The 23,668-nt window shown below is 36.6% G+C and carries 18 protein-coding genes; 11 read left to right on the top strand and 7 right to left on the bottom strand.

Annotated elements, in window-relative coordinates:
* Positions 1-44: 44 nt before the first annotated feature.
* The 5 genes from ACFILH_RS07990 to ACFILH_RS08010 all read right to left on the bottom strand — a co-directional run bounded on the left by ACFILH_RS07990 (position 45) and on the right by ACFILH_RS08010 (position 10,996).
* Complete coding sequence (locus ACFILH_RS07990; protein WP_375643180.1) at positions 45-1,319, bottom strand: beta-ketoacyl-ACP synthase; 1,275 nt, start codon at positions 1,317-1,319, stop codon at positions 45-47.
* A 15-nt stretch (positions 1,320-1,334) separates the two neighbouring features.
* Positions 1,335-2,510 (bottom strand): beta-ketoacyl-ACP synthase, encoded by a 1,176-nt coding sequence (locus ACFILH_RS07995; protein WP_375631264.1) that lies wholly within the window; start codon positions 2,508-2,510, stop codon positions 1,335-1,337.
* Between the two features lie 10 nt (positions 2,511-2,520).
* Positions 2,521-2,805: an acyl carrier protein gene (locus tag ACFILH_RS08000; protein ID WP_375620202.1), complete on the bottom strand. Its 285-nt coding sequence runs from the start codon at positions 2,803-2,805 to the stop codon at positions 2,521-2,523.
* A gap of 189 nt (positions 2,806-2,994) precedes the next feature.
* Positions 2,995-5,313, bottom strand: a complete 2,319-nt coding sequence (locus ACFILH_RS08005; RefSeq protein ID WP_375643179.1) for an NADP-dependent malic enzyme — start codon at positions 5,311-5,313, stop codon at positions 2,995-2,997.
* A 1,123-nt stretch (positions 5,314-6,436) separates the two neighbouring features.
* Positions 6,437-10,996: a hypothetical protein gene (locus ACFILH_RS08010; protein ID WP_375667619.1), complete on the bottom strand. Its 4,560-nt coding sequence runs from the start codon at positions 10,994-10,996 to the stop codon at positions 6,437-6,439.
* Positions 10,997-11,650: 654 nt separating this feature from the next.
* Between ACFILH_RS08010 and hfq the strand changes: the two genes are divergently transcribed.
* The 4 genes from hfq (at position 11,651) to ACFILH_RS08030 (ending at position 16,483) form a co-directional block, all read left to right on the top strand.
* Positions 11,651-11,890, top strand: a complete 240-nt coding sequence (gene hfq / locus ACFILH_RS08015; RefSeq protein ID WP_005773461.1) for an RNA chaperone Hfq — start codon at positions 11,651-11,653, stop codon at positions 11,888-11,890.
* Positions 11,891-11,944: 54 nt separating this feature from the next.
* Entirely contained in the window at positions 11,945-13,288 is a 1,344-nt protein-coding gene (gene hflX, locus ACFILH_RS08020; protein WP_273791390.1) for a GTPase HflX, read from the top strand.
* 144 nt (positions 13,289-13,432) lie between these two features.
* Positions 13,433-15,259 carry a hypothetical protein gene (locus ACFILH_RS08025; RefSeq protein ID WP_375667621.1) on the top strand — a complete coding sequence of 609 codons (1,827 nt, stop codon included), beginning with the start codon at positions 13,433-13,435 and terminating at the stop codon, positions 15,257-15,259.
* 147 nt (positions 15,260-15,406) lie between these two features.
* Positions 15,407-16,483 carry a COX15/CtaA family protein gene (locus ACFILH_RS08030; protein WP_375643173.1) on the top strand — a complete coding sequence of 359 codons (1,077 nt, stop codon included), beginning with the start codon at positions 15,407-15,409 and terminating at the stop codon, positions 16,481-16,483.
* 20 nt (positions 16,484-16,503) lie between these two features.
* Here the strand turns inward: ACFILH_RS08030 and argC are convergent, their stop codons facing one another.
* On the bottom strand, positions 16,504-17,436 hold the full coding sequence (gene argC, locus ACFILH_RS08035) for an N-acetyl-gamma-glutamyl-phosphate reductase (protein ID WP_273791387.1): 933 nt from the start codon (positions 17,434-17,436) through the stop codon (positions 16,504-16,506).
* Between the two features lie 324 nt (positions 17,437-17,760).
* Here argC and glyA point away from each other — a divergent pair, with 324 nt between their 5' ends.
* The 6 genes from glyA to nusB all read left to right on the top strand — a co-directional run bounded on the left by glyA (position 17,761) and on the right by nusB (position 22,297).
* Positions 17,761-19,074 carry a serine hydroxymethyltransferase gene (gene glyA, locus ACFILH_RS08040; RefSeq protein WP_273791386.1) on the top strand — a complete coding sequence of 438 codons (1,314 nt, stop codon included), beginning with the start codon at positions 17,761-17,763 and terminating at the stop codon, positions 19,072-19,074.
* An 11-nt stretch (positions 19,075-19,085) separates the two neighbouring features.
* Entirely contained in the window at positions 19,086-19,568 is a 483-nt protein-coding gene (gene nrdR, locus ACFILH_RS08045; protein ID WP_273791385.1) for a transcriptional regulator NrdR, read from the top strand.
* A complete protein-coding gene (gene ribD / locus ACFILH_RS08050) occupies positions 19,561-20,688 on the top strand; it encodes a bifunctional diaminohydroxyphosphoribosylaminopyrimidine deaminase/5-amino-6-(5-phosphoribosylamino)uracil reductase RibD (protein WP_273791384.1) in 1,128 nt (375 codons plus the stop codon). Before nrdR ends, ribD begins: the two co-directional genes overlap by 8 nt.
* Positions 20,670-21,287 (top strand): riboflavin synthase, encoded by a 618-nt coding sequence (locus tag ACFILH_RS08055; RefSeq protein WP_375643171.1) that lies wholly within the window; start codon positions 20,670-20,672, stop codon positions 21,285-21,287. Before ribD ends, ACFILH_RS08055 begins: the two co-directional genes overlap by 19 nt.
* An 81-nt stretch (positions 21,288-21,368) precedes the next feature.
* A complete protein-coding gene (locus ACFILH_RS08060; RefSeq protein WP_273791382.1) occupies positions 21,369-21,824 on the top strand; it encodes a 6,7-dimethyl-8-ribityllumazine synthase in 456 nt (151 codons plus the stop codon).
* Positions 21,825-21,826: 2 nt separating this feature from the next.
* Complete coding sequence (nusB, locus tag ACFILH_RS08065; protein WP_273791381.1) at positions 21,827-22,297, top strand: transcription antitermination factor NusB; 471 nt, start codon at positions 21,827-21,829, stop codon at positions 22,295-22,297.
* 77 nt (positions 22,298-22,374) lie between these two features.
* Here nusB and ACFILH_RS08070 read toward each other — a convergent pair whose 3' ends face one another.
* The gene (locus ACFILH_RS08070; RefSeq protein WP_273791401.1) at positions 22,375-22,854 is read right to left on the bottom strand and encodes an outer membrane protein assembly factor BamE; all 480 of its coding nucleotides are present in this window, start codon (positions 22,852-22,854) and stop codon (positions 22,375-22,377) included.
* Positions 22,855-23,075: 221 nt separating this feature from the next.
* Here ACFILH_RS08070 and ACFILH_RS08075 point away from each other — a divergent pair, with 221 nt between their 5' ends.
* On the top strand, positions 23,076-23,633 hold the full coding sequence (locus tag ACFILH_RS08075; protein WP_273791380.1) for a DUF177 domain-containing protein: 558 nt from the start codon (positions 23,076-23,078) through the stop codon (positions 23,631-23,633).
* Positions 23,634-23,668 lie beyond the last annotated feature (35 nt).

A 23,668-nucleotide genomic window follows, 5' to 3' on the forward strand; every position in this document is an offset into this window, starting at 1 on the left:
AATATATTATTAGGTTAGCGTTATAAAATTTTATTATTAAAGGATTATCCTTTATATGCAGTGATAACAAGACTCATATTTTGACCACCAAATCCAAATGAGTTTGACAAAACCGCATTGACACAGGCCTTACGGCTATGATGAGGAACAACATCTAAAGGGATCGCAGGGTCAGGATTATCATAATTTATTGTCGGTGGAAGTATCCCCGATTGAATGGTTAAAAGCGAAAAAACCGCTTCTATTGCACCAGCAGCAGTTAATGTATGCCCAATCATTGATTTATTAGAAGAGACTGGAATATGCTTTAAAAGATCACCGAATACTGTTGATAATGCAAGATATTCCATTTTCTCATTTTCAGGTGTTGAAGTTCCGTGGGCATTAATATAATCAATTTCATTGATAGTTATTTTTGCATCGTCTAAAGCTTTGCGAACGGATTCAATTGCTGGTGATGCATCGGGTTTTGAACGTGTACGGTGAAAGTCATCAGCGGTTTCTCCACAGCCAGCTAAAATTCCTAAAACTATAGCATTACGGTTTAATGCGCTTTGAAGAGATTCAAGAACAAGAGCGCCTGAGCCTTCTGCCATAACAAAACCATCTCGATCACGGCTAAAGGGTTTTGCTGCTTTTTCTGGAGGCTCATTCTGAGTTGAAAGAGCAGATAGTAACGAAAAACGGATGAGAGATTCTGCTGAAACTGATCCATCTGTCGCAATTATAAGAGCTCGATTTGTTTCTCCCCGTCTAATAGACTCAACACCTAATTGAATTGCTGTTGCACCAGATGCACAGGCAGTGGAAAGTGTAACAGGAAGTCCTTTTGTGCCAAATGTTTTTTGAAGTTTTTCTGCAATTGCACCAAATTGTGTGGCTTCAAAAAGCGTCTCATGGAGTTTATCCTTACAGACTTTAAGAAGATGTGCATAAGAAGGCTCATTATTGAATTCTTCCTCTTGATCAAGACTAAAACGTGCTTTCCATTCAAGTTCAACAGGAGGAGCAGCTAGAAAGAGTGGTCCATTAAATTTTTTTTTATCAATAGCAGCTTGTTCTAAAGCTTCTTCAGCAGAAAGATGTGCAAGCTTCTCAGAGAGAGCTGAAGCACCAAGTGTACTTTCTTTAAGAAAATCAATTGTTCCAGCAATATATGTATTTAATCCCTCAACGGGAAAACGTGTTATTTTGTGGATACCACTTACACCACTTGTTAATTTTTGCCAATTTTCATGTTTCCCTTGTCCCAGTGATGTGACAATGCCTGCACCAGTTATTGCTACAAGTGGACGCCCAAAATGATCATGATATTTCACTATAGAAATTCCCCTTCAAACAGCTGTAAGACGCACAATACCTTCAGCTCTTTTTATACCAATAGTTGTAACAAATATTTCACGTACTTCTTTAGAAAAAGGTTTTTCATGAGGACTTAACGCTGGAAAACAATGTTTTTTTTCAATTGAAAGTGCTGCAAGAGCTAGAGCTAGAGGAAATTGTGCTTCCCTCATATAACCAAATAATGTTGTAATGCCACGATAAGATAGATCAGCATTATCAAGAGCATTTTGTTCTGCTTTTGTTGCTTCGTGAGCTCCTGAGGCTGCTGAAATGGCTAAGGCAGATTTAGCGCCAGCAGTTTTTAACATTGTTGCAATTGACTCTCTAAGTGGAATTTTGGTTCTATCTGTTTGGTCTGTAATAATTTGGTTAATTTCAGCATAAGCACGTGCGTTGCGTTTTTTGGCATGTTCTCCACTTTCAATAACTAGGAAGATACCACCAGAACCGGCTATGATACCGCCGCCGGGGTGGATTTCACGATCCCACACTGGGCTCCATCCATTATGGGTTAAAAGACCACCAAGCTCATGCGCCAACAACATATCATAACTTTGTGCATTATAGGAACTTCCTACAAGAGCATGGGTGCTTTGACCTGATTTAATACGAGCTACAGCAATTTGAAGTGCAGAAAGACCACTGCCTTCTTCTCCCATAAATGTACGAGATGATCCAGTGACTTTATGAACAATTGAAATGTTTCCTGCCAAAAGGTTTGAAAGTTGTGCCAAAAATAATGTTGGGCGAAGTTCAGTTGAAAGAGCAACATTTAACATAGAGGCATGATCGGCAACTGCGCGCGCTTTAGAAAGAATCTGTGTATCAACAGTAATATCACGTTCTCCCCCACTTGCAGCTACGATCATATCCATTGTTGAAGTGAGTTGTTCATTATTTTTCATGCCGGCATCATCAAGAGCAAGACCAGCCGCATAGGTACCAAGACGCTGCCATGTTCCCATTTGCCGTTGATCACTTTTTTTAGGAATTTGTAAACTCCAATCAATTTCGGGCAATTTATGAACCGTGTAGGGTGAAAAAGTTGTATAATCTAGGTTTGGTGTACGGATTGGATCATTTAAGAGATTCCAATGTTGATCAGTTCCTTCCCCCAGAGAGCTTATGAGACCTATACCAGTGATGAATACAGATTGATCATGCATGGCGAAAAAACTACTCCGCCTGTTTTAAGGCAACGAGATTATCAATTTTTGCACAAAGGTTTTTAAGAACAAAGTATTCTTCTGTTGCAACGGTACCTTCGTTGACTTCTTGTGTCCATTGTTCTAGAGGAACTTTTATTCCGAAAGCTTTATCAATAGCGAAAACAATATCAAGAAAATCAAGACTGTCGATTCCTAGATCGTCAATTGTATGACTTTCAGGTGTAATTGTATTGCGATCAATTTCACTGATTTCTGCAATGATATCAGCAACTTTATCAAACGTGGAAGGCAATGTACGGATTCCTTATTATAGAGTTAGTAAATTCAAAATACATTTAATATTGTTCTTCTAGCCTTTTTTCTCTTTTAAAAAAAGACTTAATCCAGAATATAGCTGTCTTTATCTATAGAGAAAAGAGGTTTACAGTACATGAAATACTATATCTCAATATTTAAAAAACTTTGAAATTTTATTACGCATTTATTTTACGAGACTATTTTTTCTATTGGCAGCAAGGACAGCAAGGGCTGTTATATTAACAACTCCCCGGGAAGTTACTGAAGGTGTTAAGATATGGGCGGGACGTGCTGCCCCGATTAGAATAGGACCAACATGGAGTGCATTTGTGAGGCTTTTAACAGTGTTGAGCGTGATATTGGCTGAATCAAGTGTTGGAAAGACAAGCAAATTAGCTTCACTTTTAAGACGAGAATTAGGAAAAACACGATCACGAAAAACTTTGGAAAGGGCAGCATCAGCATGCATTTCACCATCTGCTTCTAAATCAGGGTGTAATTTGGCAAGAATTTCTGTTGCACGTCGCATTTTACGCGCACTTTCTGTGTTTTTAGAACCAAAGTTTGAGTGTGATAATAAGGCTGCTTTTGGTGTTATTCCAAATGCTTCAACTTCTTGAGCTGCCAACACAGTCATTTCAGCGATTTCTTCTGCAGAAGGATTTTCATTGACGTAAGTATCTGTAAGGAAAAGAGTACGTTGTTGAGAGATAAGCAAACTCATAGCAGAAAAACGGTGAACATTAGGATCAAGACCGATAATTTGTTCAATCAATTCAAGTTGGCGTTCAAAGCGTCCTTCTAAGCCGCAAATCATTGCATCTGCTTCTTCACGCATAACGGCAAGGGCAGCAATAGCCGTTGTTGATGTTCTCACTACTGTTTTTGCCATTTCAGGCGTAACACCACGCCTTCCTGTATAATGAAAAAATAAATTAACATAATCACGAAAACGTGGATCATCTTCAGGGTTTGTTAATTCAAAATCTATACCGGGACGAATTCTTAAACCAAAGCGTTTTAATCTTGCTTCTACGACATGTGGACGGCCGATAAGGAGGGGCGTTGCTGTTTGTTCTTCAATGACAACTTGTGCTGCACGAAGGACGCGTTCATCTTCACCATTGGCATAGATGACGCGTTTACGTTTTGCTGTTTTTGCTGCAGCAAAAACAGGTTTCATTGTTAAACCAGAAAGAAAGACAAACCGATTGAGGATATCATAGTAGGCTTCCATATCTTCAATGGGACGAATGGCGACACCTGTTGCCATTGCTGCTTTAGCAACAGCGGGAGCAATACGCAGTATTAAACGCGGATCAAAAGGAGAGGGGATCAGATAGTCTGGTCCAAAATTGGGTGGTTCTTTTGAGTATGCACGTGCTACAACATCTGAAGTTTCTTCACGTGCAAGGGCAGCAATCGCATGAACAGCGGCCATTTTCATTTCTTCATTAATTGCACTAGCACCTACGTCTAATGCACCACGGAAGATATAGGGAAAACAAAGGACATTATTAACTTGATTGGGATAATCAGAGCGTCCTGTGCAGATCATTGCATCTGGTCGTATAGAGCGTGCTTCTTCAGGCATAATTTCTGGTACTGGATTAGCTAGCGCTAAAATGAGTGGATTTTGAGCCATTCTTTTAAGATATTCAGGCTTTAAAACACCACCCGCAGATAGGCCTAGAAAAATATCCGCATCATCAATAATATCAGATAAAGTTCGTGCGTCCGTTTTTTGTGCGTAATTGATTTTCCAACGATCCATAAGGGTCTTGCGACCTTCATAAACAACTCCCTCTAAGTCACTAAGCCAAATATTTTCAACTTTTGCCCCAAGACGAACCAAAAGATTAAGGCAAGCGAGGGCAGCAGCACCTGCACCTGAGGTAACTATTTTTGCATTTTCAATTTTTTTTCCTGAAAGATTTAAGGCATTTAATACAGCAGCAGAAACAATAATGGCAGTTCCATGTTGGTCATCATGAAAAACTGGAATTTTCATTTTAGCACGAAGCTTTTCTTCGATTTCAAAACATTCAGGAGCCTTAATGTCTTCAAGATTAATACCACCAAATGTAGGTTCTAAGGTCGATATTGTTTGTACCATTTGTTCTATATCGGATGCATCAATTTCAATATCAAAAACATCAATATTCGCAAATTTTTTAAATAAAACGGCCTTGCCTTCCATAACTGGCTTGGAAGCGAGTGGACCAATGTTTCCTAAACCAAGAACAGCAGTTCCATTGGATATAACAGCGACTAAATTAGCACGGGAGGTATATTGAGCAGCAAGATTGGGATCTTCATGAATCGCAAGACATGGTGCTGCAACGCCTGGAGAATAAGCAAGAGCTAAATCACGTTGATTATCAAGAGGTTTTGTTGCTTGTATTTCCAATTTTCCAGGTTTTGGGTGTTGGTGATAAAAAAGTGCGGCACTGTCAAGTTCAGCTTTTGGTGAACTGAAATCACTATTTCGTTCTCTAGACATTTTTATGATATCCAAGTTAGCGTATGTGTATATGAGATGTTCCATCTACGATAAGGTTTTGTCCACTAATAGATCCTCATTTCTCTGAATATCAAAATGCATGAGTATGAGAAAACTCTTCTGGATCGTAAAACCAGTTTGATGATTCTTTTTGTTTGTGCACAATGAATAATTTCATTGATAGCAGCACGATTAGCTTTTTCTTTCCTTAATAAAACGCGTAAAAATTGATTAGTCTACAAACAAATAAAATATTACTAATGATTACATTACCAAGCCATTATTTTTTTTGCAATGCTTACAAATTAAGGAAAAAAAAGAAGAGTGTTTTCTATTAACTTCATCTTCTTTATTTAAATTTCTATAGGGAGATAGAAGAAATTTTAAATAACAATTTGCAATTTATAAATTGTTTTTGCAGCTATTTAAAAGGAAACTGGAACTTTAAAAATGAAAGTCATTTTGTTTATTATTCAATTGAACTCTTAATAATGCGAGCTGTATATTTTTAATATACTTACAAATCTGTGTTTTAATAAACGAAAAGTATATCCGAAACAGCTGTAATTGCATGTTTTATACCTAAAGTTCATATATTCCGTATAATGCGTTACTTTATAATTTATAATGAATCATCTCGTATGTTGAATAGAAAATTTGAATACAATAAGCTTCTTTTATTTCAAATTCACCTAATATAATAAAAAAACATTTACTTACATAATTCAAACGAGAGTAATATGTGGATAAAAACATTAAAAAAATAAATAGAAGTGTTTCTATAAGCTATTTTAATACAAAAGCATGAATTTTTTTCACAATTAATAAAAATAATTATTACCGATTTTGTACCTTTATGAAACTATGAAAAATAAAGAAGTTAAGAAAAAGATAAGGAAATAGAAAACATGCTTTATCATTCTTAGAATGATATGTTGTTTGATAAGCCATTACGCTTCTTTAGGGTTATTGCTTAGGATATCAAAGAAAACTCGCATGCCAATTATCCCAACCCTTGAAGTACAAAGCTACGGTTGAAAGAAAAGTACTCTATGATAAGCCATTAAAACAACTGGAGAGAGAGAGAAAGTGGAAAAAATATTTTTTCCACTTTTCTTATTTGTTATTGGATTCGACCACTTGCATGAGCAAGCATAGTGTAAACTTTTCCGGTATCTGATATCAAGTACTTGCGAACTGAGTTGGAAGAGCCAGAACTGCGCGATATATCACGTAAGAGCTTTTCGAAATCTGTAACATATTGATTCACTGAACGTTTAAACCCAAAATCGCTCATATATTTTTTCTTAATCATTTCAAATATTTTTTGTCCATTTAAGGTATAAAGGCGTTCTGTTACGATGTTTTTTTGTCCACGTTGATAATGATCCCATAGCTCAACAATGGCATTGTGATTAATAGCTTGCACTATACCAGAAGCTAATGAATTAAGAGAGCAGTTTGCAGGAGATGGTTTTGTTTGCACTGATGTTAAAACATCATCACTAGGGGGAGCATCATAAAATGTTTCTTCACGTGAAGCTCTTTCTAAGAGATTTGATACCCATTTATTTGGTCTTTTTTTGCTTTGATCTTGTTGCAAGATAGGCTTAGGTGGCACAATCTTTTTAACAGACTCAGTGGAACTGTCACTTTTTTGATTAAATATTGATGATGTAGGAAATGCTGATATTAGCTGTTTTTGTACGCTCTTTTGATCATTTTGTATAACACTGACTAAATCTTGTAACGCTGTAATCTGTTCATTCAAAGCTGTGCGAATTGTTTGCGTTGTTTCTTTTGTTTTTTCTGGAAGTTTTTTTACATTTTCATTGATATCATTATTAATCTTTGAAAGCTCTAAACGAACTTCATCAGCGGAGCGACGTATATCTTCTGCTGCTTCTGAAAAACGCGTTGATGCTTCACTAACAAGCTTATTAAGTGATTGTTGGAATGAATTTGTAGAATTACGCGCATTCTTATCAGAGCGTTCAAGTGCTAAGTTGAAGATTTTTTCATAATGCCCAATCATTTGATTAATTTCATGAGACTTTGAAACAAGAGCATCGCTTAATACAGAAAGCGTATTATGTTTTTCTTCAAGTGTTGCGCTAAGTGAATTTTCAGACTGTTCAAGAACATGAATAGTTTGGGAAAGTGTCTTTGCATGTTCACCAAAACTGCTCGTTATATGATTAATTTGTTCAAAGGTACTCTTTGAAAGTCCTTGCAGAATTTCAACATTAGTATTGAGCGCTTGATTTGAGGCTGACAAACGCTCTGCTACTTGGTCCGTGTTGCGGAAAAAATTATTCGTACTCTCATTAAACTGCCCATCAATATTTTGAACAGCCGATAATAAAACATTACTATTTTCGTGAAAATTGTGAATTGATTGATTCAACTGTGTTAAGATGGATGAGACATTATTAACAAGTTCTTCTTTCATAATCGTTATTGTTTGAAGTGTTTCAGAGTTGGCTTTGGTTAAGCTATTCACTAAAGATTCATTATGTGCATAAATTCTTTGTTCAGCATCTTGTGTGGAAAGAGAGAGTTGTTCACCGATATGCTGTGTTAAAGAATCAATTGATTCTGTCGTATTTTGCGCTGCTTGATTTAAGTGATTTGTAAGCTCTGTTATTTTTCCAACATGTTGTGAAATTTGTGTTGTTGTTTGATTTCCAGCATCTTCCAGACGGCTCGTGACATCAGAGAGCTGATATCCTAAATTATTTTTAAGATTTTGCATAGAGTGATGAAGAACATCACAGCGTTCATTAAGGACTTGCTCTATTGCTGTTGTTGATGTGTGAATAGTTTCATTCAATAATGCTTGTGCATTATGACTGGCTGTTGCGAAAGCTTCAACAGTATGCGCTGTTTGTTCAGACAGAACGGACAGAACTTTTTCACTGGTATCATAAACAGTTTTTTTGACATTTGATACAATGCGATTGCCTGATTCTGAGAGAATATTTTCTGCTTGTGCAGTAACATTTGTAACAGATGAAAGAATTTGTTCACTCGTAGAAGAAAGAATATCAGAAGCTTTTATAATCTTATTATGCAGGTTATCTGTAACTGTATTAACAGAGTCTTCTAAGGTTACACGCATATTGTCAACACTACTTTCCAGCGCTTGTTGAATTATCTGACTTTGCTCATTATTAAGAATGAGAGACGTTTTTAACGTGTCAGAACGTTCCTCAATAACAGATGTTTGCATATCAATGGCTTCACAGATTTGGCTGAATTTTTCAGATAATGTTTCCTCTAGCGTTGTTGTTCGTTCAAAAATTTTGTGTGCACGATCTTCTAGATCTGTATCAAATGATTCCATACGTGTTTCAAGGGTTTCAAAGAAAACACCACTCGATTGAGAAAGAGTATTCTTTAAAATTTCGGCATGGTTTTCAAGGTTTCTGATATGATCTTGAACCGTTTCAGTAATGTTTTTATTATTGGCGACAATTGCACTCTCAACTAAATCTATTTGTTGTTTCAATGCAACATCGACACGTATATCACTTTTTGCAATGAGGTTATGGATTGTTTCCATGCGTTGCTCAAGTGTGCGTGCTTGATCGGCAAGAACTTCATTGAGAGAAAAACTATTAATCGCTAAAGAGTCGCGCAGAGCATCGGCACGGATATCAATATTTCTCGCCTGTGCTTCTAAAGCATCTTGGGTTGTATTGCAGCTTTGTACAATGACATCTTGTAGCTTTTCAGTGCATTGAATGATGTTTGTAATATGATTTTCAGCTTGTTTATCAACGACTTGAACATTATCAGCCAAAACTTTTTCAATATGAGAAGTATTTTGGGACAAAACATCAATTTGATTTCTTAATGTATCCGCAATTTTATTTTTCTCGTTATCGAGCATGTCTGCCATAAGAGCTCGTTGATCAGAAAGTTGTACTTTAAAATCTTGTGAACGTTCTTGTATGATATCAACAATGGCATTGTCGACATATTGAATTTCTTCTCTCAGACTTTCTTTACTTTTATCAATTGCAGAAAGAATGGCTTCACGTCCATTTGTAAATGCATGGGTAATGTCTGCTGTTTTTTCTTGGAGGTTCTCATTTATTTTCAAGACATGAGCTTCCAAGAAATTACCAAGTTTTTCAGCATTATCCTCTAAAGCCTGACTGCGTTCTATAAAGGAATCAATGATGGAATCACTATGTTCTTTAAGAGAAAGATCAACAGTTGCTAAACGTTGTTCAAAGGCTCCAATTGCTTGCGAGGTTACGTTATCAAATTTAGAAGAGAGTTTATGTGCTTGGTCGTCGAGCTTTAAGATCTTCTCATCAAAATTCTGTAGAGATTGATTATTACGATCAATAAGAGCTTTATCCAAGGCTTTAAACTTTTCATCGACAGCGTGCAAAGTTTGATCTGTTACTGCTTGTATATGTGTTGCAATTTTAGCAACATGTACTTCCGCTTTTTCAGCTGTTTCATTAAAGGTTTTTTCTATTTGTTTTTCATTATGATCAAATCGTTTTGCAAAACCATCAAAGTTTTTTCCTAATTCATGAAAAAATTCCGTGTTTTTCTGCTGAATTTGTGTTGTTGTTTTGTTAAATTTTTCAACAAGTTGATTTGTTACGCCATCACCGGCATGGGAAAGTTTTTCAACAAGGTCTTCACCTTGTTTTTGTAAAGTTTGAGAAAGGGTTTGTGCAAGCTTTTCAACATTGGTCACAATGTTAGAGGTAACCAAACCAAATTCATCACTCAGTTGTTCTTGGGTTCCTTTAATTGTTGATTGTACGCGATCTGCGTGATTCAAAATGGCTATGCGTTCATTACTCAATTCTTTGATTAATGTGTGAATGCGTGATTCATTCTCAGCATAGGCTTGTTCTAGATTGTGAACTTCACCTTGTATGATTGCTTCAAGTTCAACAGCACGTCCGAGGGTACGTTCAATACCTTCGTTCATTGCCGCTACTTCTTCACGAATGGTTTGCCCTATAGCAATAGCTTGTTTTTCAGATAGATGTTGTGGTTCACTAAGGCGCTGTGCAGCATTGGTCATAAGAAGCGCAATATTATGCAAGTCGTTTGAACGTTTTGTTAATTGAGCAACGCCCCAAGATATAAGGATAGGAATTGCTGTTCCGGCTGCTACAGCAAGTCCTGTTGGGGATGTAACAAAAGTGCTGATATTGGATAAGGAGCTGAGTCCGGTAGGTGCGAGCTTATGCGCAATAAAAGCTCCTCCCGTTGCCCATAAAGCACTAAGCGCTGTTGTATACCAGTAGACTCGAGAGGAAGAACGCTGCTTGAATGGTCCAAAATTTACAGGGGTTGTTATATCATCATTTGCAGGAAGAAGTTTTGTAGGCAATAATGTATTATGAACAGTTCCACCTGAAATATCAGGTGAAGGTTTTGGAGCAAAAAGCTGTTCAACAACGGATTTATCAATAACAGCTTCATCATGAATATTAGAAATAAAAGTTGACGTACCGTTTTCAGCAAAAAATTCTTCTTCTGCCATTGCAATTTTTTGAATCAGATCATCGACATTAACAACATTTTCAGAATTATTGGATGATATCGTTTCAAATCCTGTGTCATCGAAATCAAAGTTCATAGCTTTTGTGAGGGCTTCTTCAACTTCAACTTCAAATGTTTGCAATTTGGTTCTGCGTGCCATACTCGCCTCGTACTCTTACAGCCGGAAAAGGGATACGTCCTCTTCCACATAATTTCTATATACTAGCTGTTAATTATTTAGAAAGGAATATGCTTAGGGAAAAATTTTAAAAACTTATCAAGATAAAGTTAACGCAGTTTCTTATACCCTGTTTAAAAATGTTATAAAATATAGTAAAAACAATTTATTATTTAAATCTAACAAAAACAAAAATACTGTTTACAACTTGTGTTTATAAAAAGCTTTATAAGCCGGCAGTCTTTGAAATAAGGACAATTTAATAGCAGTTATATATACAGTAAGGTGCGAACGCTTCTCTTTAATACCGATAATCGTTAATAAATGTTGTTGTCCGCTTACTTTTATTGATTCTAAACGAAGCAGTTTCATCATCACATATAGTCTGTAATAGCTTAGCACGTATAAAAGTATGCCTTTGAATTGTAAGCTCATAAAAAAGTAAACGTGGAAAAATTTTTAATTTAGTATAGCTTTTCGTAAGCTGTACTTTATTATTGCCTTAAAGAGCCGTTTTTTCTCTAATTTCAGTTGTTTGTTGCTGAATTTTGAAGCTTCTACGTTGACAATTGGATATTTTTCAGTCGATATGCATGCACGAATATTTTATGCAATCTAGATAAAGGTGTAAGAATAATGGCAGAGCGATCACAACACCTACAAGATGTGTTTTTAAATACGGTGCGTAAGCAAAAAATTTCCCTTACAATTTTTCTTGTCAATGGCGTTAAACTCACGGGTATTGTAACTTCATTTGATAATTTTTGTGTTCTTTTACGCCGAGATGGACACGCGCAATTGGTTTATAAGCATGCTATTTCTACGATTATGCCTGGGCAGCCTGTACAGATGTTTGAGGGTGAAAGTCCTGAGTAAACATATCATTTTAAGATAGACCTCTTATCCCATTTTAAAAGTACTTAGATTGCTATGATAAATGAAAATGAGAGATTAGGAGGGGTATTTGCGCAGAACACAGGACAGGTGCGCGCACTTGTTTTGATACCGTTTTTTCAAGAAAATAGAAGTGAAAGCTCTTTGAGAGAGTGTTCTGTATCTTCTCGTGTTAAAGAGTCATTAGGGTTAGCGCGTGCTATAGGGTTAGAAGTTGTTAATTATGAAACGATTAATATTGCAACGCCTCGCTCTGCGACTCTCTTTGGAAAAGGTAAAGTAGATGCGTTAACCTGTTATATAGATGAATATTCTATTGAGCTTGCGATTGTAGATCACTTTTTAACGCCAGTACAGCAGCGTAATTTAGAAAAATTATGGAATTGTAAAGTTATCGATAGAACGGCTTTGATTCTTGAAATTTTTGGGGATCGTGCACGAACAAAAGAAGGAGTTTTGCAAGTAGAGTTAGCGCGTTTGTCCTATCAAAAAGGGAGGCTTGTGCGTAGTTGGACACACTTGGAAAGGCAACGGGGAGGGCGTGGCTTCCTAGGTGGACCTGGTGAGACGCAAATTGAAGCAGATAGGCGTCTTTTACAAGAGAAAATTATTCGTATTCGCCGCGAATTAGAAACGGTTATTAAAACACGTGCACTTCATAGAGCAAAAAGGAAAAAAACATCTTATCCTGTTGTGGCACTGGTAGGATATACGAATACAGGAAAGTCAACTCTCTTTAACCGTTTAAGCGGTGCAGATGTTTTAGCAAAAAATATGTTATTTGCAACGCTTGATCCGACTTTGCGCAAAGTTGTCCTTCCCCATGGAAAAACTATTCTTTTGTCTGATACTGTAGGGTTTATTTCTAATTTGCCAACAAATTTGATTGCAGCTTTTAGAGCAACCCTTGAAGAAGTGGTTGAAGCGGATCTCATTCTTCATGTAAGAGATATGTCAGATCTTGATCATCGAGCACATGCCCAAGATGTTTTAGAAGTGCTTTCAAGTCTTGATATCGATATTGATGATATGGAGCATATCATAGAAGTTTGGAACAAGATTGATATGTTGGATGGGCAAGCATTGAGTGTTTTACAAACAAGCGCAAAAACACGACTAAATCCTGCTCTCATGGTATCAGCACTTAAAGGGGATGGACTTGATCAATTATTAAGAGCTATTGAAATGCGAATTTTTGGAGAGGTGCAAAGCATTGAATATCTTTTACAGCCTCATGAAATGTCGCTTATCGATTGGTTTTATGAAAACTCTGCGGAAATAGTGCAAGAAGGACATGATGATGGGTCTATTACCATTAGAGCCGTTATTACTTCTGAAGCAAAAAAGCAATTAGAGAATATCAAAAAAAATATGAATTAAGTTCTTTAAAGCTATTGTTGAACATTTATGCTTAAATTTTATGTTTTTCTTATCTCAAAATAATATGACAGCAAATTAAGAGGATAGTTACTACTTTCTCTTAATAAAACAATATGAAGAAGTATTTTGCTGGTTAAAATAAAGATGAGTCTTAAGTGTAATAAAAGACTATTCGTACGTACCGTATGGCGAAGCATTTTGATTGTTTTGCTATTACAAATGCTATGTGTATCTTTGATTTGGTTGTATTATTTTGTCCAGCCCCGTGGTTACCAAGCAACTTTAGTATTTTCATTATCTGATTCTGTAGGAAAACCATTACCAATTAAAAAGCAAGACGATGTTATCGCTTTTTTGTTTTCACAGCCTATGTTCTTCAATGATTCGAATTTTTCTTTAAGTGCTTCTTATAAGAAAAAAAATCATGAAAATATCCATTTATCGCGTCATGGTGATTTTATCGATCTTACTTTTGAAGCCGAGACACTTGAAGCAGCTCAACGTGGTTTGGAAATTTGGTTTTCCGCATTTTCACAAGCAATCATAAAACAGAAACAATTTTTGTTAAATGATAAATTAGAAGACAAACAATATGATAATACTGCAATCGTTAATATCGTGCAGGAATTTCGTAAATCTGTTGATTCTTTTATTCAGCATGGTGTAAAACAAACAGAGCTTCATGATCTTTCGATGCAATTAACGCAAGCAACTTTAAAGCGTATTCATTTAACAAGTTTGAATTCAACAATTAATATGATGCGTGAAAATGGGCAGTCTTTACTGTCTTTATCGTTTATTGCAGGCAATTCAGCAATTGTTTCTCTGGAATCTAAACGTGACCTCTTGGAAACACAAAGAGCACATATGGCTGCGCAATTGGGGTGGACACATCCTCAAATTAAAGCGATGACTGCAGAATTAGAGACAGTTTCTCATCAATTAAAAAATAAAATTTTACAAATCGTTTATCAAGTTCATTCAGATGAGGTTATTGCAACGGAATTAGAAAAACAGCTCAAAAAAAGAATGAACTTTTTTGTAAAAGATCAATCCCAATCTTTGAATGAAATATTTAACGAGTTTGAAAATAAAATAAAAGCAGCAGTCGATGCACAAAATGAAGCGATGAGCAAGTCTGCTCAACGAAGAGAAAAAAATATTGATTCATATCGGAGATTGAGTGATGATCCTCTTCTCTTACAAAATGCAAATATCCACGTGGTTATGCCAACAACGTTAGCACCAATTTCTTTTATGGCTCTTTATGGAAAAAATATTCTTGTGAGTGCATTGGCCAGCTTCCTTACTCTTTTGCTAGGAATATTGTTATTTTATCCGTGCTTTAAAAGCAAAAAAGACCAACTTTCAGAAGAGGATTTGATATCAAAAGAAAATGCTCTTAAGAAGAATGAGAGTATTTTAGTCTCTCAAGAAATGAAAAATTTTGAAGCTTTTATTACGATAGAGGGATTATCTGATGTTTTGAAATGGCGTGCTTCAACCATTGTTTCAATCATTGGACCAGAGGCAGCACGGACAGCGGCAAAGCTTTCACTTCATCTCACAAAAGAGAATAAAACAATTTTGTTGGTCGATATTTCTGGTCAACAAATAGAGAAAGTCATTGGCCCACATCGCGGACTGAGTGATATTTTAACTGGCAATGCCAAGTTGCATGATGTTATTTACCGTGATTATGATACGGGGGTTGATATTCTTCCTCAGGGGTTAACAAGTGCTATTTCTGCACAAGATTTTTCAAATGATATTTCTCATATATTACAAGAATTTAAAAAAGAATATGATTTTATCATCCAAGAGATGGCAAGTGAACCAAAATATGGATTTGAGCAATTTGCAGAGCTAACAGACTATTATATTTGTAACACTGTTCTTAATGAACAAGAATGGATGATGCGGATGGTAGACAGCTTTCCAAAGACTGTTTATCGCATTGTTGCATCATAAGCTTCGTAAAAAAAGAAATATGTATCGCATGTTATAGTGGTATGCTTGTTTTTTGCTAAAGTTGTAGTACATACTAAAATAGACAAAGAGTTAATGTTTAAATTTTAAAATGCATTTTAGTTGGAGAGAAGCGTGGGGCAATCAGAGATGGCAGTAAAGAGATTAAACAATAGCATTTTAACATCTGTGCAAAAGAAAAATAGAAAACAAATACAGGTGTGGCTTTACTCTATTTTATTGCTTTGTTTGGCAATTGTCTTAGTGGGTGGCGCTACTCGTTTGACGGGATCAGGATTATCTATAACGGAATGGAAGCCAATACATGGCGTTATTCCACCGATTGGTGCGGATCAATGGCAAGAGGAATTTTTAAAATATCAACAGATAGCACAGTATAAGCTGCTTAATCCTGATATGACTTTAAGTGCTTTTAAGGTCATTTTTTGGTGGGAATGGGCGCATCGTTTTCTTGGGCGTCTTGTTGGTCTTGTTGCTTTATTGGGGCTCATTTGGTTTTGGGCGACTAAGCGTGTTGAAAAAAATATCTTACTTCCGCTTATTGTCGTGCCTATTCTTATCGCCTTTCAAGGCTTTATTGGTTGGTGGATGGTTGCTTCAGGGATTGGGCAAAGTAATTTAACAAGTGTGAGCCAATATCGTTTGGCATTTCATCTTATAACGGCATGTTTTGTTATTGTTTTTGTTACTTATTTATCTCGAGGACTTGCAGAATACTCAGAAAAGCCAGCAAATCAAAAGGTGCAATATTTTGCGGCTTGGCTTGTTATTCTCGTCTTGATAGAGATTTATTTCGGAGCTTTGGTTGCAGGGCTTCATGCTGGAAAAGTCTATAATACATGGCCGCTTATGGATGGGCAGATTATTCCTGATGGATTGTTGCAACATCATCCTGTTTGGCTCAATTTATTCGAAAATTCCTTAATGGTTCAATTTATTCATCGGTTTTTTTCTTATTTTTTATTTATTGTCTCAGTTGTTCATGCTTTCTACGTACAAAAAAATGTTCCACATTCAACCCATTCTCGTCGTGCATTTCTTATCTGTGTTATGATTATTATCCAAGCACTCTTGGGTATCTTAACACTGTTACATGAGGTTCCGATAAGTTTAGGGCTCATTCATCAAAGTATGGCACTAGCAGTGTTATGTTTTGCGGTTGCGCACTGGCGAGCAACAAAAGGGGCATATCGCGTTGTTGAATAAAAGTTTGTGTTTAAGGAGGTTTAGTCGCTTGAAAGCATTAAATCGAGGTTTTGTATAGCCGCAGCTGATGCGCCTTTTCCTAAATTATCGAATATGGCGCTGAGATTAAAAATACCTTCACGATCATTTCCAAATACGAACAGTTTCATATCATCTTTATTGGCTAAACACTCTGGATTAAGTCTTTGAAGTGAAGCAGTTTCTTCTTGTGATGCAACTAAAATGGTATTTTGTCCATCGTAATGGTTTGCGAGAATTTCGCGCAAATCAGAACAGTTTGCTGATTTTGTGAATAAATGGCGGTGCAGAGGAAGATTCACAATCATTCCCTGAGAAAAACGACCCACACTTGGTATAAAAAGTGGGGTTTGATTGATTTGTCCATAGATTTTGATTTCTGGCACATGTTTGTGTTCAAGATTAAGACCATAGATAAAATAATTGTCCTGAATATTTTGTTGAGATTGATTTTCCATTTGTAAAATCAACTGTTTCCCACCACCAGTATAGCCGGAGATTGCATTAATCGAGATGGGATAATAGGCGTCTAGTAGTCCTGCTTCACGGAGGGGGCGAATCAAACTAATGGCCCCGGTAGGGTAGCATCCGGGATTGGTTACATAATGTGCAGCTTGGATGCGCTTTCTTTGTCCTGCTGTCATTTCAGGAAAACCGTAAACCCAGTCTGGTGCAACACGGTGGGCTGTCGAGCTATCAATAATCCTAATGTTTTTATTTTTTTTAAGCCAATGAACTGTTTCGCGTGCAGCATCATCTGGAAGACACAAAATAGCAATATCGGCTTGATTAAGATAGTCTTGTCGCAGATGAACATTATGGCGATCTTTATGAGCTAGAGAGAGTAGTTTTAAATCTGTACGCCTTTCTAAGCGTTTTTGTATTTGTAGTCCGGTTGTGCCATGTTCACCATCAATAAAAACTTTGGTTAGCATTCTTATTTGCCTTCGTATTAACTTTGCCTATTATATTCAGCTTTTCACATTATAAATTATTTCTAATCATTAAATTATTGAATTTCTTTAGATTATAGATATTTTTTGTAAAAGGTGTAAACAAATTAAGAGTGTAAAAAAAAGAAATGTAATCTCATTTTTTACCATTCTTGAGAGGGAAGTTTTTCGCTGTTTTTATAACAAAGAATAAGATAAATATTTGCTTCATTATTTTTGAGTGTAAGTGGTTTAAAATGTTTGGTTTGCATGGTTTGCTGTGTTATCGTTTCTTGACTTTATTTTTTTATGTTAGGAATGTGTTTTATGACTCAGCAAGAAAATGACGCACAAAAGCGCTTTTTTAATGATAGTTTACAAACTGTTGATGGTGCAATTTTTGATGCAATTAGAGGGGAGTTTGAGCGTCAACAACATGAAATTGAACTGATTGCTTCAGAGAACATTGTTTCAAGAGCGGTTCTTGAAGCGCAGGGGTCTGTTTTAACTAATAAGTATGCAGAAGGTTATCCAAGAAACCGCTACTATGGTGGATGTCAATTTGTTGATGTCGTTGAAGATTTAGCCATTGAAAGGGCAAAACAGCTTTTCGGTGCTGCTTTTGCGAATGTACAGCCTAATTCTGGTAGCCAAATGAATCAAGCTGTCTTTTTAGCTTTACTGAAGCCTAATGACACATTTATGGGATTAGATTTAAATGCTGGTGGTCACCTTACGCATGGTTCATCTGTTAATATGTCAGGAAAATGGTTTGATGTTGTTTCCTATGGTGTACGTAGAGAAGATCAGATTATTGATATGGATGAAGTTGAGCAGCTGGCAAAAGAGCGTAAGCCCAAACTTATTATAGCGGGTGGTTCATCTTATCCACGGCTATGGGACTGGAAGCGATTCCGTGAAATTGCAGATGAGATTGGTGCTCATTTACTCGTTGATATGTCTCATATTGCTGGTCTTGTTGCTGGTGGCGTGCATCCTTCACCTGTTCCACATGCGCATATTGTAACAACAACAACACATAAGTCGCTTCGAGGTCCTCGTGGTGGTTTAATATTGACAAATGATGAGGCTTTATCCAAAAAAATTAATTCTGCAATTTTTCCTGGTCTTCAGGGTGGTCCTTTAATGCATGTGATTGCCGCAAAGGCTGTTGCGTTTGAGGAGGCTTTGCGTCCCTCTTTCAAGAGTTACAGTGCCAATGTTGTCGCTAATGCGAAAACTTTAGCAAAAACATTACAGAGTAATGGTTTTAATATTGTTTCTGGTGGTACAGATAATCATTTGTTGTTGGTTGATTTACGTTCCAAAAATCTAACAGGTAAACGTGCTGAATTGGCTTTGGGACGCGCTCATATTACCTGCAATAAAAATGGTATTCCTTTTGATTCTGAAACGCCATCTATAACATCGGGAATTCGTTTGGGATCACCTGCTACCACAACGCGTGGTTTTTTAGAAAAAGAGTTTATTCAAGTTGGTCATCTGATTTCAGAAGTTCTTGATGGTCTTCGGAGCGCAAAAAGTGATGAAGATAATCATGCCGTTGAAATGGCTGTTGAGAAAAAGGTAAAAGATATAACGAATCAATTTCCTCTTTACTCTTATCTTAGCACTTGTTAAGGATACAAAGGATGCGCTGTCCTTACTGCCAATATGAGGATACACAGGTTAAAGACTCACGTCCAGCAGAAGAGGGCGCAGTGATTCGTCGCCGTCGTGTGTGTTCCGTTTGTGGTGGTCGTTTTACAACTTTTGAACGTGTTCAGTTGCGCGAGCTCTTGGTTGCTAAAAAAAGTGGACGATGTGAACCCTTCGATCGTGATAAGTTAATGCGATCAGTTGATGTGGCTGTACGTAAACGCAATATCGATCCTGATCATATTGAAAGAGCAATTTCTGGCATTGTACGTCAGCTGGAAAGTTTGGGAGAACCAGAGATTTCTTCAGAAAAAATTGGACGTCTTGTGATGGAAGCATTGAAAAGAATTGATGATATTGCTTATATTCGTTTTGCTTCTGTGTATCGAGATTTTCGTAATGCAAGCGATTTTCACGATGTTATAGATGAATTGTCAAAGGGTATCGCGGATACAGAATCTCGTTTTGATGAATAAAAAAGTGCAAGATGAACGGTTTATGGCTGCAGCTATTCGTTTAGCAGAACGTCATGTCGGTCTTACAGGTGGGAATCCTTCTGTTGGTACGTTAATTGTGCAAAACGATAATGGTGCGGGAGCTTTTATTGTTGGCTATGGCGTAACAGCTATTCATGGGAGTCCTCATGCGGAAGTGCAAGCTTTACACATGGCAGGTTCTTTGGCTCAAGGAGCGACTGCTTACGTTACTTTAGAACCTTGTGCGCATTATGGAAAAACTTCGCCATGTGTGAATGCACTTATTGATTCAGGTGTTTCTCGAGTTGTTGTTGCGCTGACTGATTGTGACAAGCGTGTTGATGGTCATGGTATTGCTCTTTTACGAGCGGCGGGTATTGAAGTGGTTGAGGGCATTTTAGCTGAAGAGGCTTTTGAATCCTTATGGACGCATTGGTGCATAAGGAAGATACAACGCTGTGCGGTTACTTTTAAAATGGCAATTTCTGCCGATAATGGTGTTGGAAAAAGAGAGAAGGGCAGCGTAAAAATTAGTGGAACACTTTCTCATGCCCATACGCATATTCTACGTGCTCAAAATAATGCTATCCTCGTTGGTATTGGTACTATATTAGCAGATGATCCACAACTCAATTGCCGCTTGCCAGGGATGGAGATGCGCTCACCAATTCGTATTATTTTGGATGCAGATTTATCTATCCCCCTTGATGCAAAAGTTGTCCAAACAGCCATAAAAATTCCTACATGGGTTATTTGTGATGTGGATCTTTCAAAGAAAAGCAAAAAAAATGCATTGGAGCAATATGGTGTGTCTGTTTATTCGGTCGAGATGAACAATGGTTGTGTAGAACCCTTTGCTCTTTTACAGATGCTTTATAAACATGGGATTAATAGTGTTTTATTGGAAGGGGGCGTCAAGACAGGGGAAAAATTTTTGAATGCTGGTTGTGTTGATCATTTGATATGTTTTCATACCCCCATTGTTTTAGGCAAAAATCGTATTGAAGCCCCTCATTTTGGAAATTATCTCTCGCAGTTTCATGAGATTGAGACAAGAATGTTTGGAAATGACCGTTTTTATAAATGGAGACGTAAGACATTATGTTCACAGGAATTATAACGGATATTGGTTGTGTTGAAGATGTTCAACCTTTAAAGCAGGGGATGCGTTTAAAGATTTCTACCCGCTATGCTATAGAAAGCTTAGCAATTGGCGCGTCAATTGCTTGTTCAGGAATTTGTCTGACAATTGTAGAACGAGGATTAAAACAAGAAGATTCCAATTGGTTTGTTGTCGAGGCGTGGGAAGAAACATTACGTTTAACGAATCTTGCACAATGGATAAAAGGAACTTTTGTTAATTTGGAACGTTCGCTTCGATTGGGTGATGAAATGGGAGGACATTTGGTTTCTGGTCATATTGATGGTTTGGCTGAAATCATTGATCAAAAAAATGAAGGGGATGCAATTCGTTTTTATTTAAAAGTTTCAAGACAATTTATGCCGTTCATTGTTAATAAGGGATCTATTGCTCTTAATGGGACATCTTTAACTGTTAATTGTGTTGAGGACTGTGTTTTTGATGTTCTTATTATTCGCCATACACTCGAAATGACAACGTGGGGACAAGCTAAAATTGGAGATCGGGTCAATTTGGAAATTGATCAACTTGCTCGTTATGCTGCAAAAATTTTAGCTTTAAAAAGAGAAGATGAATAAGCCAAAACTTTCTTGATCGTTTTCAGAATTTTATGCTTTATAACCCTGATTTTTTTGATTCGTTTTTTGTGGAATTCCATTATGATGAAAGAGATACGTAAAAAGCCTCACGTATTGATTGTTGAAGCACGTTTTTATGAGGGGATTTCTGATGCGCTTTTGAGAGGTGCAGTGAATACTTTGCAAAAAGCTGAAGCAAGTTATGATGTTGTAACGGTTCCTGGAGCATTAGAAATACCAAGTGCAATAGCTTTTGCTGAAAAAAATAAGATATCGTATGATGGTTATGTTGCTCTTGGTTGTGTTATTCGGGGTGAAACATATCACTTTGAAATTGTTGCTAATGATTCTTGTCGTGCATTGATGGATTTAACTGTTCATCAGCACTTGGCTATTGGAAATGGTATTTTGACTGTTGAAAATGAAGAACAAGCATGGGTGCGTGCAAAACTAGATGATAAAAATAAAGGTGGTTTTGCGGCTGAAGCTGCTTTATGTATGATCGCTCTAAAAAAGAGATTTGGAGATAATCGTTAAATATGGCTGATATAAAAAGCAGACATTTTCCGCGTTCAGCCAATAAACGTGGAGCAGCAAGACTCGCTGCAGTTCAAGCACTCTATCAAATGGATATCGTGGGTTCGGGGGTGTTGGAAACGGCAGCTGAGTATGAGGCTTATCGCTTGGGAAAAGATATTGATGGAGAGCAGTATCTTGAAGCTGATTTTCAATGGTTTTTGGCGATTATAACGGGTGTTGTAAAAGATCAAAAGCAGCTTGATCCTCTGCTTCATCAACAGCTTTCAGCAGAGTGGTCTCTTTCACGTCTTGATTCTATATTGCGAGCAATTTTACGAGCAGGTTTATGGGAGTTGATCAACCGTAAAGATGTCCCCGTTGCGGTTGTCATGAATGAATATGTTGACATAGCAAAGGCGTTTTTTGAAGGTGATGAACCGAAACTTGTTAATGCAGTTCTCGACAGTATGGCAAAAAAAGTTCGCCTCTAAGAGCTACAAATTCCCCTATTATTAGGTCTGATAGTATCAGACCTAATAATATTGAAACGGTATGTAGACTATATGATTTAGTTATGGCGTGGCAAATTCGCAGGGCCTTTTATAATTTGAATTAAGAAAGGATGTTCTTTTGTTACAGTTGGCGTTGTTTGTGTAATAAAATCAAACACTTGACCGTCTTGTAATCCGTAATTTGCAACTTTTGCAACCTGATTATTTTTATTGAAGTAAATGGCTAAAACTTTGCGATCAATAATCTTTGTTTTCATAAACTGCATCCCACGATAACGTGTCTGTGAGATGTAATAAAAAACTTCATTATCATATTTTGTTTTTAATGAAGGGGTCCCTAAAGTTAAAAGAACTTGCTCTTGACTTGAGCCAATAGAGATAGAACTTAAAGCATTTTTATCAAGAACATAGCCCTCTCTATAAATTTGGCTCGAACCTGAAGAATCAAGAAGACTACACCCAGCAAGCATTCCTATGCTTGCTATTGATAGACCAATTAATAATTTACGTTTGATTAAGGCTATTATGTGAGGCATTTGAAACAATGATATCTCCTTTTTATACTGAGATGTAGGACAAGAAGGCAACCTCAAGTTTTTTCTAATTTTAACTTAATCTACCGTAGCTTACACTGAGTTTCCTTGTTATAAAGCAAATTATGCCATATAGAATTTCTTTAGAAAAGAAAAAAATGCATAAATACTTGAGATAAATAAAAACACAGTGCTTTATGCGTTTTTATGTTTGGGAGTTGTCAATGAATGTTCAAAATGTTCCTCAAATGACATTTGCTTTGGCTTATCCAATATCCGTACGTTCTCTACCTGCTAAAGGTATAAGGGTTCATCTTTGTGCAAATAAAAAAGAATGTACACATTTAGCCCAGAACCATAATTTAATTGAAGTAAAATCTTGTGAGGGAAAATTCCATATTTTCCCGTGGAAAAAACGCGGAGTGCGTATAAAAGGTCTATTGCAAGCGCGTATACTGCAGTTATGTGTTGTTACATTAGAACCATTAGAAAATATCCTTTGTGAAAATATTGAGGTTGTTTTTGTTCCTGAAGATTCAAATTTGATGAAGCCTAAAATATCAGAGGATACAGGAGAATTGTTTTTAGATGTGGAGGGGCTTGATACTCCTGAAGTGTTTTATGATGATAAAATTGATATTGGTGCAATCATGGAAGAGTTTTTTGAGTTGTCTATTAATCATTATCCACGTAAAGAGGGGATACAGATGAATATGGTTGAAAATTTAGAAGAAGCAGAGCAAAAATTCTCTCCATTTTCTGTTTTGAAAAATTGGAAGTGATTGTAAAAACATACAAAAAATATCTATTTGTATGC

This window comes from Bartonella sp. CL435QHHD (assembly GCF_042195095.1).
Lineage (GTDB): Bacteria > Pseudomonadota > Alphaproteobacteria > Rhizobiales > Rhizobiaceae > Bartonella.

Coding starts and splice junctions, on each gene's coding strand:
- ACFILH_RS08070 (WP_273791401.1), bottom strand. CDS start 22,854: ATGCCTCACATAATAGCCTTAATCAAACGTAAATTATTAATTGGTCTA.
- nrdR (WP_273791385.1), top strand. CDS start 19,086: ATGCGCTGTCCTTACTGCCAATATGAGGATACACAGGTTAAAGACTCA.
- ACFILH_RS08005 (WP_375643179.1), bottom strand. CDS start 5,313: ATGTCTAGAGAACGAAATAGTGATTTCAGTTCACCAAAAGCTGAACTT.
- ACFILH_RS07995 (WP_375631264.1), bottom strand. CDS start 2,510: ATGCATGATCAATCTGTATTCATCACTGGTATAGGTCTCATAAGCTCT.
- ACFILH_RS08025 (WP_375667621.1), top strand. CDS start 13,433: ATGAGTCTTAAGTGTAATAAAAGACTATTCGTACGTACCGTATGGCGA.
- hfq (WP_005773461.1), top strand. CDS start 11,651: ATGGCAGAGCGATCACAACACCTACAAGATGTGTTTTTAAATACGGTG.
- argC (WP_273791387.1), bottom strand. CDS start 17,436: ATGCTAACCAAAGTTTTTATTGATGGTGAACATGGCACAACCGGACTA.
- ribD (WP_273791384.1), top strand. CDS start 19,561: ATGAATAAAAAAGTGCAAGATGAACGGTTTATGGCTGCAGCTATTCGT.
- ACFILH_RS08060 (WP_273791382.1), top strand. CDS start 21,369: ATGATGAAAGAGATACGTAAAAAGCCTCACGTATTGATTGTTGAAGCA.
- ACFILH_RS08010 (WP_375667619.1), bottom strand. CDS start 10,996: ATGGCACGCAGAACCAAATTGCAAACATTTGAAGTTGAAGTTGAAGAA.
- nusB (WP_273791381.1), top strand. CDS start 21,827: ATGGCTGATATAAAAAGCAGACATTTTCCGCGTTCAGCCAATAAACGT.
- glyA (WP_273791386.1), top strand. CDS start 17,761: ATGACTCAGCAAGAAAATGACGCACAAAAGCGCTTTTTTAATGATAGT.
- hflX (WP_273791390.1), top strand. CDS start 11,945: ATGATAAATGAAAATGAGAGATTAGGAGGGGTATTTGCGCAGAACACA.
- ACFILH_RS08030 (WP_375643173.1), top strand. CDS start 15,407: ATGGCAGTAAAGAGATTAAACAATAGCATTTTAACATCTGTGCAAAAG.
- ACFILH_RS08075 (WP_273791380.1), top strand. CDS start 23,076: ATGAATGTTCAAAATGTTCCTCAAATGACATTTGCTTTGGCTTATCCA.
- ACFILH_RS08055 (WP_375643171.1), top strand. CDS start 20,670: ATGTTCACAGGAATTATAACGGATATTGGTTGTGTTGAAGATGTTCAA.